Source organism: Microbacterium sp. B35-30, assembly GCF_010634855.1.
Lineage (GTDB): Bacteria > Actinomycetota > Actinomycetes > Actinomycetales > Microbacteriaceae > Microbacterium.
The window spans coordinates 182,925-198,582 of record NZ_MWLQ01000017.1 but is presented as its reverse complement, the minus strand read 5'-3'; the positions used below and the strand labels follow the sequence as shown (position 1 = coordinate 198,582).

Genomic DNA, 15,658 nt, shown 5'->3' with positions numbered 1-15,658 from the left:
CCGGGATGCCGACCTCGCGCTTCTGGGAGTTCGAGGATGCCGATCTCGACCTCGGCCAAGTCTGGGCGGACCCGCACGAACTCGCTCGCGTGCTCGTCGTGGAGGCCGCCCTGGTCACGGGGGACGACTGGCTCGTCCTTCCGGTCGACTGCCCGCCCGGCGGAGTGCTGCGCGTCGAGCGCGTGACGTGGCGCGATACGTTCGGCTCTCTGTGGTTCGCCGACGAGCAGCCCTCAGAGGTGCCAGGCGGCCGGTTCTCGGCACCGTGGCGCATGTTCACCGTCACCGAATCCCGCCGTGACGGGCCGGGTCAGCGCGCCGAGGTCGCGGGCGTGCTGGTGCCACCGGCGCCGGCCAGCGCGCTCGTGGGCGCCCCGGTCGAGGATGTGCGCTTCCTGCGGGACGAGACCGCGAATCTCGTGTGGGCGATCGAGCAGACCGTGCCCGCGCCTTCGGGAGATCCGTCTCCGGTGGTGCCGCCGTCGGCACGGGGGCTCCCGCCTATCGACCCGGGCGACGAGCCCGCCGATCAGGTGCTGGGCTACGAGCTGGTCACGTTCGTTCCCGGGAACTGGTTCCCCTACGTGGCGCGCGTGGACGAACGAGGCGTCGTGCTCCAGCGGGCGGACCTGGATCGGGGCGACGACACCGTGCAGCCGGCGGGAGTGCTGCTGTCCGAGGAGGAGCAGCGGATCATCTTCGCGGGCGAAGTGCCGCGTCAGGGCGTGCGGGTGCAGCGGGTGCCGCGCCTGGCGCGCCGGGCCGACGGATCATGGGTCCAGTGGATCGGCCGGCACGTGCGTCCCGCAGCCGGGGAAGGGGAGAGCGGACTGAGGTTCGACCGCACGCGGCGGCCGACCGGCTGATGCGGGACCGCAGAGACGGCGGGGTGACGGGTTCGTAAAGGCTCCTTGCGAAAGCCCCCGCCTACCATTGTCGGCATGTGTGGAATCGTCGGATACGTGGGCCCGCGGCCGAGCCAGGCCGTGCTGATCTCGGGGCTCTCGCGTCTCGAATACCGCGGCTACGACTCCGCCGGCATCGCCGTGATCGACGGCGACGGGAGCCTGGGCATGCGCAAGCGCGCGGGCAAGCTGCAGGTGCTGCGCGACGACCTCGCCGCCCGGCCGCTCGCCGACGGCACCACCGGCATCGGCCACACCCGCTGGGCGACCCACGGCGGCCCGACTGACGGCAACGCGCACCCGCACCTCGCCGACGACGACAAGCTCGCCGTCATCCACAACGGCATCATCGAGAACTTCGGTGAGCTCAAGGATGAGCTGCTCGCCGACGGCTTCACCTTCCGCAGCGAGACCGACACCGAGGTCGCCGCCGTGCTGCTCGGCCGTGAGTACGACCGCACCGGCGATCTCGTCCTGGCCTTCCGCGCCGTCGTCTCGCGCCTGGAGGGTGCCTTCACGCTGCTCGCGATGCACCAGGACCAGCCGGGGCTCGTCGTCGGCGCGCGCCGCAACTCGCCGCTCGTCATCGGGCTCGGCGAGGGGGAGAACTTCCTCGGCTCCGACGTCGCGGCGTTCGTCGAGCACACCCGCAACGCGCTCGCCATCGGGCAGGACCAGATCGTCGCGATCACGCCCTCCGGCGTCGAGGTCACCGACTTCGCGGGCAACCCCGTCGAGGTCGAGCCGTTCGAAGTGACCTGGGATGCCGCCGCCGCCGAGAAGGGCGGCTGGTCGTCGTTCATGGCCAAGGAGGTCTCGGAAGAGCCGGACGCCGTCGCCAACACGCTGCGCGGGCGTGTGCGCGACGGCCAGGTCGTCATCCCCGAGCTCGATGGCCTGGACGAACTCTTCCTCGGCATCTCGCGCATCATCGTGATCGCGTGCGGCACGGCGGCGTACGCCGGCCAGGTCGGCAAGTACGCGATCGAGCAGTGGACCCGCATCCCGGTCGACGTCGAGCTCGCGCACGAGTTCCGCTACCGGGACCCGGTGATCGGACCCGACACGCTGGTCGTGTCGATCAGCCAGTCGGGCGAGACCATGGACACGCTCATGGCCGTCAAGTACGCGCGCGAGCGCGGCGCGAAGACCCTGTCGATCTGCAACACGCAGGGCGCGACCATCCCGCGCGAGTCCGACGCCATCGTCTACACCCACGCGGGCCCCGAGGTGGCAGTCGCCTCGACCAAGGCGTTCGTCGCGCAGATCACCGCGCTGTACCTGCTGGGCCTGCACGTGGGCCGCATCCGCGGGGCGATCTCCGCCACGGATGCCGCCGACCACGTGCGCGAGCTCGAGGCGATTCCAGGGAAGATCGCGCAGATCCTCGAGCGCGAGCAGCCCCGCATCGAGCAGCTGGCGCACTGGATGGCCGACACGCGGTCGGTGCTGTTCCTCGGTCGCCACGTCGGCTACCCGATCGCCCTCGAAGGTGCGCTCAAGCTCAAGGAGCTGGCGTACATCCACGCCGAGGGCTTCGCCGCCGGCGAGCTCAAGCACGGACCCATCGCCCTCATCGAGCCCGGCCAGCCCGTGTTCGTCGTCGTGCCGTCGCCGCGCAAGTCGGCCGAGATGCACAAGAAGGTCATCTCGAGCATCGAGGAGATCCGCGCCCGCGGCGCCCGCGTGATCGCGATCGCGGAGGAGGGCGACGCCGCGGTGCTTCCCAAGGCCGACGAGGTGCTGCGCATCCCCCTCGCGGGCCCGTTCTTCGAGCCGCTCCTGGCCGTCGTGCCGCTGCACATCTTCGCGATGGGCCTCGCCACGGCCAAGGGCCTCGACGTCGACCAGCCGCGCAACCTCGCCAAGTCCGTCACTGTGGAATAAGGCCTGTCGGTCGTTGAGCGAGCGGGGGCGGGTTGTTTCACCGGCCCGCTCGAGGATCGGGAATCGGGGCGCGATAGTCTGACGGATGCCGCGCGCGCGGCGCGGCAGGAGGTTCACGTGATCGTCGGAATCGGTGTCGACCTCGTCGACATCCCGCGGTTCGAGCGGACCATCGAGCGCACACCGCGGCTCGTCGAGCGGCTCTTCTCCGACGCGGAACGCCGGTTGAAGCCGCACTCGCTCGCCGCGCGGTACGCGGCGAAGGAGGCGCTCATCAAGGCCCTCGGCGGCTCGGACGGCGTGCACTGGACCGAGATCGAGATCGCGTCCGAGGCATCCGGTCGCCCGCATTTCTCATTGACAGGTTCGACGGTCGCCGTCATCGCGGAGCGCGGGATCACCGCGCTGCACCTCTCGATGTCGCACGACGCCGGCCTCGCGACCGCGTACGTGATCGCCGAGGCGGCGCCGGAATCCCCGGTCTCGCCGAACCAGGGGAATCGCGCCGAGACCGAGGGCGACGTCATCGGTGTCGGCGCGGATCCCCTGTCTCGGAGCTCGCTGAGTGCGGCCGCCCCCTCCCCGGAGGGGGCCGCATGAGCCGCCTCCCCGGCGGCGCGCTACGCGAGGCCGTCGTCGACGTCGGCGCCATCGCGGACAACGTGCGCCACCTCCGCCGGCTCACCGACTCCGAGATCATCGCCGTCGTCAAGGCCGACGGGTACGGGCACGGCGCGGTGCGCTCGGCGCTCGCGGCCCTCGCGGGCGGCGCCACGCGCCTGGGAGTCTCGGACATCACCGAGGCACTCGCCCTCCGCCGGGCCGGCATCGATGCGCCGATCGTCGCGTGGCTGCACGCCCCCGGCGCCGACTTCGCCGAGGCGGCCGCACGCGGGATCGAGCTCGGCATCTCGAGCCTCGAGCAGCTGCAGCAGGCGGCGGCTGCGGCATCCGCCGATCGTCCCGTCGGAGTGCACCTCAAACTCGAGACCGGGCTGTCGCGCAACGGCATCGCGCCCGAGGACTCTCGCGTCGTGTTCGCCGAGGCGGCGCGGCTCGAGCGGATCGGGCGGGTGCGCGTCATCGCCCTGTTCAGCCACCTCTCGAACGCCTCGGTCGAGGACGACCGGGCCGCGCTGCGCGCCTTCGAGGAGGGCATCGGCATCGCCGCCACCCTCGGCCTCGCGCCGCCGCTGCGGCACCTGGCCGCGACCCACGCGGCCATCGACCTGCCCGAGTCGCGCCTCGGCTGCGTGCGCATCGGCATCGGCCTGTACGGACTGTCGCCGTTCGCCGACCGCACCTCGGCCGACCTGGGCCTCCGACCGGCGATGACGCTGCGCGGCGCGGTCGCCGCGGTACGGCGCGTGCCCGCTGGCAAGGGGGTGTCGTACGGCTACGACTACCGCGCCGAGCGCGACACGACCCTCGCCCTCGTGCCGCTCGGCTATGCCGACGGCGTTCCGCGACAGGCCTCGGGCGCGGGACCGGTGTCGATCGGCGGCCGCCGGTTCACGGTCGCCGGCCGCATCGCGATGGACCAGTTCGTCGTCGACGTGGGCGACGCTCCCGTCGCCGTCGGCGACGAGGTCGTGCTGTTCGGCGATCCGACGCTCGGCGCTCCGGACGCGACGGAGTGGGCGGATGCCGCGGGCACGATCAACTACGAGATCGTCACGCGCGTCGGCCCCCGGGTCGCCCGCCGGCAGGTAGCGGAATGAGCGGGAACGCCGACGACACGCCCGTTGTTGAACCGAGCGTGGACACCGCAACCTCGAAGACCGTGACTCAGGGAATCGACGCACTCGTCGGCACGCGGGAGATCTCGTCGCCCGAGGCCATGGAGGCGCTCGGCGAGGAGATGGGACGGATGCTGCGCCCCGGCGACATGGTGGTGCTCACCGGCCCGCTCGGTGCCGGCAAGACCACCCTCACCCGCGGCATCGGGCGCGGGCTGGGCGTGCGGGGCCCGATCCAGAGCCCCACGTTCGTGCTCGCCCGGACCCATCCGTCGTTGATCGGCGGTGCGCCGCTCGTGCACGTCGACGCGTACCGGCTGGGCTCGGCCGCTGAGCTGGACGACCTCGACATCGACTTCGACGCCTCGGTCGTCATCGTGGAATGGGGCAGGGGCATGGTCGACGGCATCCGCGACCATTGGTGGGACGTCGAGCTCGAGCGGGAGTGGCACGGGCGGGGACAGGACGACGCCTGCTACGGCGTCGCGCACGAGGCAGAGCTGGACGCCGATGCGCCCCGGCTCGTCAAGATCGCCCGGCACCCGTAGTTCTGCGCCGGATCCGCTTCCTCGCGGCCGGGAATCGCAAAAGCGTATGTCTCCTCACACCGCGAGCGCCGCCCCGCGTGCGGAAACATACCCTTTCGCGATTCCAGGCGCCGGGGTGCCTGCCGAGGGACGCAGGGCGCCGACTACCCTGGAAGGGTGATCCTCGGCATCGACACGTCGCTCGGCTCCGCAGTGGCGGTCGTCGAGCCCGACGGCGTCATCCGCTCCGAGGTCCGGAGCCTCGACCCCCGCGGCCACGCCGAGGTCATCGGCACGCTGCTCGAGCGGGCGATGGCCGAGGCATCCGTCACCCCTTCCGACATCACGCATGTCGCCGCGGGAATGGGACCCGGCCCGTTCACCGGGCTGCGCGTCGGCATCGCCGCGGCACGCACATTCGCCCTCGGGCGTGGCCTGCCCGTCGTGCCCGTCGTGAGCCACGACGCCGTCGCGCTCGAGCTGCTGCTGCACAGCGCGCTCACGGCCGACTGGGGATTCGTCGGCGACGTCGACGACGGAGCGGCAGAGACGTTCGCGGTGGTGACGGACGCACGCCGGCGTGAATTCGCGTACACGCTGTACCGAGGGATCGACGACGACGGCCTGCCCATCCGGGTGGCCGAGCCCGCACTCGTTCCCCGCGACGAGCTCGAGGCCGCGCTCGCACACGCCGAGGCGAAACGCCGCGACGCCGACCACATCCCCGCGGCGATGCTCGCCCTCGCCGCGGCGCGCGCCCTCTCGGCCGGGCGGACGATCAGCCACGCCGACGCGCTCTACCTGCGGTCACCCGACGTCACCCTGCCCCACGCCCCGAAGCGGGTGAACCCGCTCGCGTCGGGCACGCCGGGGGAGCAGCGCACGCCGGTGCCGGCCGAGCGACAGGCCTACCAACAGCAGCGGGATGAGGCATGAGCATCCGCAGGGCCACCGCCGGCGACCTCGCCGCCATCATGACGCTCGAGCGCGCGTCGTTCCCGACCGACGCGTGGTCGGAGGCGATGATGCGTGAAGAGCTCGTGTCGCCGCACGGCTGGTATGTCGTCGACGACGAGGCCGGCCGCCTCGTCGGCTACGCGGGACTGCGCGCGGTCGCCGGGGCGAAGGATGCCGACATCCAGACCATCGCCATCGCCGATGTCTCGCGCGGCCGCGGCCGGGGGCGGTCGCTCCTGCGCACGCTGCTCGACGAGGCCGCACGCCGGGAGGTCGCCCACGTCTTCCTCGAGGTGCGCGCCGACAACCCCGTGGCCCAGAAGCTGTACGCGTCGGAGGGGTTCGCCGAGATCGGCCGGAAGCCGCGGTACTACCAGCCTGATGATGTCGACGCCGTGGTGATGAAGGTCGACGTGCGGGCCTGGGCCTCTCAGCGCGCCGGCGAAACTCCACGGATTCGCTCGTCGGCCGCTCTCAGCGTCGGCGAGGACGCGGCGACCGACGCGGATCCGTGGAGTTCTGCAGGAGGAGTGTGCACGTGAACCGGGCCGAACCGCTGGTGCTCGGCATCGAGACGAGCTGCGACGAGACCGGCATCGGGATCGTGCGCGGTCGCACGCTGCTGTCGAACACGATCGCGAGCTCGATGGACGAGCACGCCCGCTACGGCGGCGTCGTGCCGGAGGTCGCCGCCCGCGCGCACCTCGAGGCGCTGCAGCCCTCGATCGAGGCGGCGCTGGCCGAGTCGGGCATCGCGCTCGCCGATCTCGACGCCGTCGCAGTGACGAGCGGTCCAGGGCTCGCCGGAGCGCTCATGGTCGGGGTCGGTGCGGCGAAGGCGCTCGCCGTGTCGCTCGAGAAGCCGCTCTACGCCGTGAACCACCTCGTCGGTCACATCGCGGCCGACGTCCTCGATGCTGAGGCGCCCCCGTTGGAGTATCCGACGGTCGCGCTCCTGGTCAGCGGCGGGCACACGTCGCTGCTCCTCGTGCGTGACCTCACCACCGACGTCGAGCTCCTCGGCGAGACGATGGACGACGCGGCCGGCGAGGCGTTCGACAAGGTCGCGCGGCTGCTCGGGCTGCCGTATCCCGGCGGGCCTGAGATCGACCGGGCCGCGGCATCCGGAGATCCGAAGGCGATCCCGTTCCCCCGCGGGCTGTCGCGGGCGTCCGACATGGCAGGGCATCGCTACGACTTCTCGTTCTCGGGGCTGAAGACGGCCGTGGCCCGCTGGGTCGAGCAGCGCGAGGCTGCGGGCGAGCCGGTTCCGGTCGCGGACGTCGCGGCGAGCTTCCGCGAAGCCGTCGTCGACGTGCTCGTGACCAAGGCGCTCGCCGCGTGCCGCGACCACGACGTGCCGCGCCTGCTGCTCGGCGGCGGCGTCATCGCCAACCGTCGCCTGCGCGAGGTGGCGCTCGAACGCGCCGTGGCCGAGGGTGTCACGGTGCGGATTCCGCCCCTGTCGCTCTGCACCGACAACGGCGCGATGATCGCCGCGCTGACTTCCGAGCTCATCATGGCGGGGCGTGCGCCCTCGACCCTCGAGTTCGGCGCCGACTCGACGCTGCCCGTCACCGAGATCCAGGTCGCGGAATCGGCATGACGGACGAACGGATGCCGCCGCCCGGCGACGACGTCACGCCTGAGCCCGTCCTGCCCGGCGCGGCGACCACGCCGCCGCCCGCCGAAACCACCGAGCCGGCCCCCGCCGCCCCGCCTCGGCCGGCCGCGAAGACGATCGATCCGCCTGCGGACGAGACCGAGCCCGCTGGCCCGACGAGCGGCCGTGCGGAGGTCGAGACTGAGCCGGCGACGACAGACCCCGCGGCAGCGGCGACCGACGCGGCGCCGGCGGCGACGACCGACGCGGCGCCGGTGGAGACCGACCCGACGGCGGAGTCGACAGACCCGGCGTCGGCCGCAACCGAGCCGCCGGCAGCAGAAGCGGCGACCGACGCAGCGCCGGTGGAGACCGACCCGGCGGCAGTGACGACCGACGCGGCGCCGGTGGAGACCGACCCGGCGGCAGTGACGACCGACGCGGCGCCGGCGGCGGCGACCGATCCGGCAGCAGCGGCGACCGACGCGGCGCCGGCGGCGCCTGAACCGGCGGCAGTGACGACCGACCCGGCGTCGGCCGCTACCGAGCCGCCGGCAGCCGCGGCCCGGCCCACGATCGGCGCAAGCGAACCGGCACCGATCCCGGCGCCTCCCGCGCGACCGGCCGGTCCGACCGTGACGTCGGTCTCGCCCGACGTCGATCTCGCGCAGGACGCCTCGCCACTCCCAGGGGCGCACCGCGGAGGGTTCCAGCGGCTGCCCACGGCACCGGTCGCCGTCACCGTGGAGACCGCTCCCGCCGAGCCGGGCGGGGATTTCACGCCCGACGACACGTCGTGGCACGCGACCGACTCCGCGTTCCACCGCGGCCTGGCAGGCTGGGCACTCGCCTTCGCCGTCGTCGGCCTCCTCGTTTCGCTGTTCGTCGGCTGGGGCTTCCCCATCGGGCTGGTGGCCGTGGTCTGCGCGATCCTGGCGCTGCGGCGTCCGCTCGAGAATCGCGCGCTCGCGGTGTGGGCGATCACCCTCGGCGGGCTGTCGATCCTCTACAGCGCAGGCTGGCTGCTCTACACCGCGATGCGGGCGAACCTCATCGGCTGACGCGGTTCAGCGCAAAGCCCGCGCGTCGCGCGTATGGGTGCGAAGTGCGCCCCGGGTGCGCGTGGTGCGTCACCACGTCGATCGGTGACCCCGCGGTGCCCACTGCTGGCCGACCGGTCGTCCGGTCCAGAAGTCGCCCGAGTTCCGGCACCCTGAACCCGTGATGTCCGGACATCGCGGACGCGCCGCGCGGGAGCCGGCTGCGACGCGGTCCAGAAGTCCCCGGAGTTCCGGCATCCAGAACCCGTGATGTCCGGACATCGCGGACGCGCCGCGCGGGAGCCGGCTGCGACGCGGTCCAGAAGTCCCGGAGGTCCGGCATCCTGAACCTGCGATGTCCGGACATCGCGGACGCGCCGCGCGGGAGCCGGCTGCGACGCGGTCCAGAAGTCGCCCGAGTTCCGGCATCCTGAACCCGTGATGTCCGGACATCGCGGACCGCCAGCAGCGGGGCTGGCTCAGACCCGGTCGGCGAGGATCGCGGTGCGCCGGTTGCCGATGCGCGTGAGCAGCAGCGTGGCCGACGCCGACCCGCGGAGCTTCACGCGGGTACGCAAAGCCGAGGGATCGACATCCACCCCGCGCTTCTTGATCTCCAGACGCCCGATGTCGCGCTCGCGGAGGGCCTTGCCGAGCGCCTTCACCTCCGCCGGCAGCACTTCCCGCACGCGGAACGTCGACACGAACGGTGAGGTGAGGGCGGCATCGGACGTGAGGTACGCGATGTGCTCGTCGAGCATGCCGGCCTCGAGGCTCCGGGCGACCTCGCCGATGAGCCGTGCGCGGATGACGGCGCCGTCGGGCTCGTGCACGTAGGCGCCGAGCTCGCGAGCGGGCTCGTCCGCGGCATCCGTCTCCGCCGTCAGCTCGTGCGCCCTGTCATCGCGGATGACGAGCGCCGCTCGCCGCACGCCCTCGCGAGCCAGCGCGCCCGACCACAGCACGAGCTCGACCGTCGAGCCGTCCGCGCTCACCCACTGCGCCTCGACGTCGTCGGGGATGACCTCACGATCGAGGCCGGGACCGAGTTTGACGCCGACGGGCATGTGTCGCGCGAGGTCGAAGACCCACTCCAGCGACGGTGACCAGTCCGCCGGCCGGGTGCGGGCGGTCTCGGTGTGCCCGGCCGTGCGCCGCGCGGGGTCGAGCCAGACGGCGTCGATGCCGTCGAGGTCGGTGGTCTCGGCCGTGCCGAGGCGCACCTCTACGTCGCTGCCGAACGGGGCGAGGTTGTATGCGGCGATGCCGGCGGTGACCTCGTCCGCGTCGACGGCGGTGACACGCAGCCCGAGCCCGGCGAGACCGAGGGCGTCGCCCCCGATGCCGCAGCCGAGATCGGCGATGTGCGTGAAGCCGGTGTCGCGGAACCGCGCGGCATGGCGGGCGGCGATGGACAGGCGCGTCGCCTGTTCGAGACCCGCCCGGGTGAACAGCATCCGCTCGGCGAGATCACCGAACTTCGCGCGCCCGCGCGTGCGAAGGCGGGCCTGCCCGACCACGGCGGAGACGAGATCGGGGGAGTGGCCGTCGCGGCGCAGCCGGGTCACCGCCCGCGCGACGTCGTCGGACGAGTCGACCGGCGGCATGGCGTCGAGCAGCCGGAGTCCCTCGGGCGTCAGGAGCGCCTCGAATTCGGAGAGTTCCACCCGCCGAGCCTACGGGGGTACCCCGGGGTGCATCCCCGAAACCCCCGACCGGATCCCCCTCCACGGAGGGGGGAAGTGCGGGGAACCTCCGGATGTGGCCGCGACCGCCTGGGAAGAGACTCTTCATACACCGCCACCCTGGCTCAGCGAGAAAAGGATCAATCATGGCTGACGACAACACCAACGTGCTGGGTGTTCAGACGAACATCGAAGACGTCCTCTCCAACAACGAGGTCGGGAACACCGACGTCGAGGTCGAGGACAACGTTGTCGGCAACGACGGAAACGTGGTCGGCAACGACACGGACGTCGACGTCGAGGACAACAACGTCAACAGTGCGGTCGGCAACGACGACAACAACGTGAACAGCGCCGTCGGCAACGACATCGCTTCCGACAACGAGATCGGCAACACCGACGTCGACGTCGAGGACTCCGGCAACGGCAACTTCTCCGACAACGTGGGTGGCGACGCCACCGACATCGACGACTCCGGCAACGGCAACTTCTCGGGCAACACCGACAACTCGACCGAGAACGACCTCGAGGTCGACATCGAGGACTCGGGCAACGAGGACTCGTACAACGACACCGACGTCGACATCGAAGACTCGGGCAACGAGACCGACGTAGACATCGAGGACTCGGGCAACGAGGACTCGTACAACGAGACCGACGTCGACGTCGAAGACGTCGGCAACGAGGACTCGTACAACGAGACCGACATCGACGTCGACATCACGGACTCCTTCAACGAGACCACGCTCAACGACGACTCCGTCACCGTCGGCGTGCGCCAGTACAACACCGGCGTCGGCGGCGACCTCAGCATCGGCGGCGTCCTGGGCGGCGGCGCTGCGGCTGCGGCTGCGGGTGCGGGTGCCCTTCACCTCGAGCTCGACAACCGTGCGACGGTCGTCGACCAGTCGGTGAGCCAGTCCATCGTGGCCGGCGACGACGTCAACCAGGGGTTCGGCCAGGAGGCCGTCGTCAACTCGGGTGACGCCGGAGCTGCCGCGGGCGACGACGCGACCGTCGACAACTCGTGGACCAACACCGAGGTCGGCGACGTCTCGATCGGCAACACCTGGATCGAGACCCACATCAACGACTCGTTCCAGGACAACTCGACCAACGAGTGGAACGAGTTCGAGGTCGAGATCGACGACTCGTTCAACGACTACTCCGACAACACCAACGTCGAGGTCGAGATCGAGGACGCCTTCAACGAGGAGTTCAACACCGAGGTCGAGAACGACTTCGAGTGGGAGAACAGCGGCAACTACTTCAGCCCTGGTGGGGACGTCGCAGGCGACAACCTCATCGACCTCTGATCCCTCTCTACCCTTGCCCGGTCGCCTCTCTCGAGGCGGCCGGGCAAGACCAGTTTGCGATGCGGATCGATCGCCCGGTCCGCAACCCCGAGGCCGCTCGGATGCCGTAGCGTGATGCGGGGGACATGCGTCGAGGGGGACACACGTGTCTGAAGCTGTAGTCGTCAACAAACCGAGCCGGGAGGATGCCGAGCCGGCGGTGCCGTCCGCGGTGGAGCGTTCGACGAGCAAGGCGCTCGTCACGATCGTCGACAACGTCGGTCAGCTCGCCTCATCGACGGGGCGCGCGGACCTGGCGCGGCGGCTGGAGCACACCCACGAACGACTGCAGGACCCCAACGTGCGGGTCATCGTCGTCGGCGAGTTCAAGCAGGGCAAGAGCAAGCTCATCAACGCCCTCGTGAACGCCCCGGTGTGCCCCGTCGACGATGACGTGGCCACGAGCGTGCCGACCTCGGTCGGCTATGCGGCAACCCCCGACGCATGGGTGACCCTGCAGTCCGCGAACGAGTCCGAAGCGCCGGTCCGTCAGCAGATCGCGCTGGAAGACATCGCACAGTTCGTGTCGGAGCGCGGCAACCCCGCCAACGAGCGCAGAGTCGTCGCCGCCGAGGTCGTGCTCCCTCGCGAACTGCTCAAGGGCGGACTCCGACTGGTGGATTCACCCGGTGTCGGAGGCCTCGACTCGACGAACGCCCTCGCCACTCTGGCGGCGCTGTCATCGGCGCATGCCGTCCTGCTGGTGTCCGATGCCTCGCAGGAGTACACCGAGCCCGAGGTGCAGTTCCTCAAGCACGCCATGCGCGTGTCGCCCAACGTGGCCGCCGTGCTCGCGAAGACCGACATGTACCCGCAGTGGCGCGACATCGAGCGCATCGATCGCGCGCATCTCGGCGACATCGGGGACGTCCCGATCTTCGCGGTCTCCAGCGATCTGCGCCTCATCGCGGCCGAGGAGCAGGACCGCGAGCTCAACAGCGAGTCCGGATTCCCCGCGCTCGTGGCGCACCTCCGGCAGGAGGTGCTCGGCCGCGCGGAGATCATCCATGCGCGCAGCGCCGTGCACGATCTGGTGTCGGTGGTCGAACAGCTGAAGATGTCGCTCACCTCCGAGCTGGAGGCGATCCTCCACCCGGAGGACACCCCGAGGCTCATCGCGCAGCTCGAAGATGCCAAGGCGCGCGCGGACGACTTCCGCGGTCGCTCGTCCAAGTGGCAGATCACCCTCAACGACGGCGTCGCCGACCTCATCTCCGACATGGAGCACGACCTCCGTGATCGACTCCGCAAGGTGCAGCGCGAGGCCGAGGATGCGATCGACGAGGGCGACCCCGGCCCCATCTGGGACCAGATCACCGAATGGCTCGACCAGCGGGTGTCGGCGGCAGTCTCGGAGACGTTCGTGTGGACCGACGAGCGCTCACGGTGGCTGTCGGAGGAGGTCGCCGAGCTGTTCAGCGAAGGTGAAGCCGGCCTCCCGCTCATCGACGTGGGCGACACCGAGGGCGTGCTGGACCCGGTGGAGGGTCTGTCCGACCTCGGCCATCGTCAGATGGGCGCAGCCGAGAAGATCTTCATCGGCGTCCGCGGCTCGTATGGCGGCGTGCTCATGGTGGGCCTCGCGACCGGCCTCATCGGCTTGACCCTCATCAACCCGCTCTCACTCCTCGCCGGTGTGCTCGTCGGCCGCCGGGCGTATCGCGAAGACATGAGCTCGCGGCTGTCCCGCCGGCGGTTCGAGGCGAAGTCGCTCGTCCGCAAGTACCTCGATGAGGTGCAGTTCCAGGTGGGCAAGCAGCTGAAGGACCGCCTGCGCCTCGTCCAGCGGGCGGCGCGCGACCACTTCGGCAGCATGGCCGATGAGATCCACCGCTCCTTGTCCGATGCGGTGCTCGCCGCCAAGCAGGCGGCCGGCACCTATGCCGGAGAGAGCGAGAAGCGGGTGAAGGAGCTGAACGCCCAGGTGCAGCAGCTCGAGGCGCTCAGGGCCAGGATCCCCGCGCTGCCCCCGGCGCGGGCCCTGGAGGCGGCGAAGCGGTGAGGACCACCACCCAAGACGATACGGCCGCCCTGATCCGCGCCGCATCGGAGCTCTATATCGATGACCCCGCGGCCATGGACGTGCTGTCCGACCTGGATCGGCGGCTGCGGGAGCCGCTGCGTCTGGCCATCGCGGGGATGGTGAAGGCCGGGAAGTCCACACTCCTGAACGCGATGCTGGGCGAGCGGCTCGCGCCGACCGACGCCGGCGAGTGCACCCGGGTGGTCACGTGGTATCGGTACTCGGCGACGCCCACCATCACGCTCCACCCCCACGACGGGCCGCCGCGGCGCATGCCGATCCGTCGCGAAGAGGGCCGCCTCGTGCTCGAGCTCGGCGACATCTCGCCGGACGAGACGGCCTGGATCGATGTGGGGTGGCCGTCGACCGGGCTGCGCAATCTCATCCTCATCGACACGCCCGGCATCGCATCGCTCTCGAAGGACGTATCGGCCCGCTCCACGGACTTCCTCGTTCCCGAGACCGAGCCGTCGTCGGCCGACGCGATCGTGTACCTCATGCGCCATATGCACGCGTCCGACCTCAAGTTCCTGGAGTCTTTCCGCGACACCGCGGCAGGGGCTTCACAGACGGTCAACGCCGTGGCCGTGCTGTCCCGTGCGGACGAGATCGGCGCCGGCCGCATCGACTCCCTGCTGTCGGCCGGCAAGGTCGCGCGGCGCTACGAGAAGGACGGCGAGCTCGCGGCGCTGTCGCTCGGTGTGGTCCCGGTCGCCGGACTCCTCGCCGAGAGCGCACGGACGATGCGCGAGGACGAGTTCAGCTCTTTCCAGGAGCTCGCCTCCCTCGAGCGCAAGGCACGAGAGGCGCTCATGGTCTCTGCCGATCGGTTCGTGCGACCCTCCGATTCGATGTCGCTGAGCGAGGAGGTTCGCCGTCAGCTCCTGAGCCGCTTCGGCATCTTCGGCGTGCGTCTCGCGAGCGCGCTCATCCGCGCCGGCGCCACGGACTCCACACAACTGTCGGAGCTGCTCGTGCAGCAGAGCGGGCTCAACGAACTCCAGCAGTTCATTCGGCTGCAGTTCCGTACGCGAGCGGCAGCGCTCAAAGTGCGGGGTGTGCTCGACGCCCTCCAGACGCTTCTGCGCGACAGCCCGCGGCCCGGCACCGAGACGATCGTCGGGGGAGTGGAGCGGATCTACGCTTCCGCGCACTCGCTGCGCGAACTGTCGCTCCTGGCCCGCGCGCGGTCGTCCGATCTGCCGTTGAGCCGGTCCGACGCCACCGAGGCGGAGCGGATCATCGGAGGTGAGGGCCCGTCCGCATCGGCCCGCCTCGGGCTGCCCGATTCGGTGACGCAGTCAGAGCTGCGCGAGAAGGTCGAGGAGCTCCTGGCGCGATGGCGAAAGCTCAGCGCGTCTCCGATCGCGGAACGGGCGACGGTCGAGGTGGCCCGTCAGGTGATCCGGAGTCTCGAAGAGGTGGCGTCAGAAGTCACCTTCGCCGCCACCGGCTCGACGGACGTCGTACTTGCGGGCGGTCCAGTGCAGAGCGCCGCGGAACGAGCTGAAGAGGAGCGCGAGGAGGGCTAGCGACCACTGTGCGAAGAGCACCTGGCGAAGGACGGTGCCGTGCTCACCGGTGGCGAAGAATTCGGACGACAGCAGGAAGAGCCCGATCTGTCCCACCACCGTCGCGAGCTGCCACCACCGCGCATTCGGCTTGCGATTCGAGAACGACACCAGCAGAACGATCTGGATCAGCAGCAGGGTGACCGCCACGGCGAAGACGGACCAGTAGAGGATGTCGGCGGCCGCCGTGTAGGTCTCCTCGCTGCGCCCCTCCGCGACGCCTTTCACGACCTCCGTGATGAGCGGTACCAGGTCTTCGCGGATCACGAACAGGTAGACGACCGCGACGCCACCGGTGAGAAGGCTCAGCACCCACAGGAGCTGACTCAGGCGCACCGTGAACGGCGGCGGAAGCTTCGTCAAGAC

At 70.7% G+C, this 15,658-nt stretch carries 13 protein-coding genes and 1 pseudogene; 12 read left to right on the top strand and 2 right to left on the bottom strand.

The genetic code is table 11. The annotated features are described in order from the left end of the window. The 9 genes and pseudogenes from B2K11_RS10000 to B2K11_RS20450 form a co-directional block, all read left to right on the top strand. On the top strand, positions 1–866 hold an 866-nt coding region (locus tag B2K11_RS10000), incomplete at its 5' end, for a hypothetical protein (RefSeq protein WP_204260076.1). Between the two features lie 75 nt (positions 867–941). Next, on the top strand, positions 942–2,792 hold the full coding sequence (gene glmS / locus B2K11_RS09995) for a glutamine--fructose-6-phosphate transaminase (isomerizing) (RefSeq protein WP_163618121.1): 1,851 nt from the start codon (positions 942–944) through the stop codon (positions 2,790–2,792). A 117-nt stretch (positions 2,793–2,909) separates the two neighbouring features. Beyond that, a pseudogene (locus tag B2K11_RS09990) lies at positions 2,910–3,257 on the top strand (holo-ACP synthase); the annotation flags it as partial. Positions 3,258–3,388: 131 nt separating this feature from the next. After that, entirely contained in the window at positions 3,389–4,513 is a 1,125-nt protein-coding gene (alr, locus tag B2K11_RS09985; protein WP_163618119.1) for an alanine racemase, read from the top strand. A 119-nt stretch (positions 4,514–4,632) separates the two neighbouring features. Beyond that, positions 4,633–5,079, top strand: coding sequence for a tRNA (adenosine(37)-N6)-threonylcarbamoyltransferase complex ATPase subunit type 1 TsaE (tsaE, locus tag B2K11_RS09980; protein WP_239525932.1), 447 nt, complete (start codon positions 4,633–4,635; stop codon positions 5,077–5,079). A 156-nt stretch (positions 5,080–5,235) separates the two neighbouring features. Next, entirely contained in the window at positions 5,236–5,994 is a 759-nt protein-coding gene (gene tsaB / locus B2K11_RS09975; RefSeq protein ID WP_163618117.1) for a tRNA (adenosine(37)-N6)-threonylcarbamoyltransferase complex dimerization subunit type 1 TsaB, read from the top strand. After that, entirely contained in the window at positions 5,991–6,557 is a 567-nt protein-coding gene (gene rimI, locus B2K11_RS09970) for a ribosomal protein S18-alanine N-acetyltransferase (protein ID WP_163618116.1), read from the top strand. Before tsaB ends, rimI begins: the two co-directional genes overlap by 4 nt. Further along, the gene (gene tsaD / locus B2K11_RS09965; protein WP_163618115.1) at positions 6,554–7,621 is read left to right on the top strand and encodes a tRNA (adenosine(37)-N6)-threonylcarbamoyltransferase complex transferase subunit TsaD; all 1,068 of its coding nucleotides are present in this window, start codon (positions 6,554–6,556) and stop codon (positions 7,619–7,621) included. Before rimI ends, tsaD begins: the two co-directional genes overlap by 4 nt. Next, a complete protein-coding gene (locus B2K11_RS20450; protein ID WP_204260075.1) occupies positions 7,618–8,679 on the top strand; it encodes a DUF4190 domain-containing protein in 1,062 nt (353 codons plus the stop codon). The genes tsaD and B2K11_RS20450 overlap by 4 nt, the downstream gene beginning before the upstream one ends. Positions 8,680–9,137: 458 nt before the next feature. Here B2K11_RS20450 and B2K11_RS09955 read toward each other — a convergent pair whose 3' ends face one another. After that, positions 9,138–10,325 carry a class I SAM-dependent methyltransferase gene (locus B2K11_RS09955; RefSeq protein WP_163618114.1) on the bottom strand — a complete coding sequence of 396 codons (1,188 nt, stop codon included), beginning with the start codon at positions 10,323–10,325 and terminating at the stop codon, positions 9,138–9,140. Between the two features lie 164 nt (positions 10,326–10,489). Between B2K11_RS09955 and B2K11_RS09950 the strand changes: the two genes are divergently transcribed. The 3 genes from B2K11_RS09950 to B2K11_RS09940 all read left to right on the top strand — a co-directional run bounded on the left by B2K11_RS09950 (position 10,490) and on the right by B2K11_RS09940 (position 15,253). Then, entirely contained in the window at positions 10,490–11,659 is a 1,170-nt protein-coding gene (locus B2K11_RS09950) for a hypothetical protein (RefSeq protein WP_163618113.1), read from the top strand. A 145-nt stretch (positions 11,660–11,804) separates the two neighbouring features. Then, positions 11,805–13,700 carry a dynamin family protein gene (locus B2K11_RS09945; protein WP_239525923.1) on the top strand — a complete coding sequence of 632 codons (1,896 nt, stop codon included), beginning with the start codon at positions 11,805–11,807 and terminating at the stop codon, positions 13,698–13,700. Further along, positions 13,697–15,253 (top strand): dynamin family protein, encoded by a 1,557-nt coding sequence (locus tag B2K11_RS09940; protein WP_163618112.1) that lies wholly within the window; start codon positions 13,697–13,699, stop codon positions 15,251–15,253. The genes B2K11_RS09945 and B2K11_RS09940 overlap by 4 nt, the downstream gene beginning before the upstream one ends. On the opposite strand, the gene B2K11_RS09935 is transcribed toward B2K11_RS09940, so the two are convergent. After that, positions 15,149–15,655, bottom strand: a complete 507-nt coding sequence (locus tag B2K11_RS09935; protein ID WP_163618111.1) for a hypothetical protein — start codon at positions 15,653–15,655, stop codon at positions 15,149–15,151. The two genes, B2K11_RS09940 and B2K11_RS09935, sit on opposite strands and share 105 nt — an antisense overlap. Positions 15,656–15,658 lie beyond the last annotated feature (3 nt).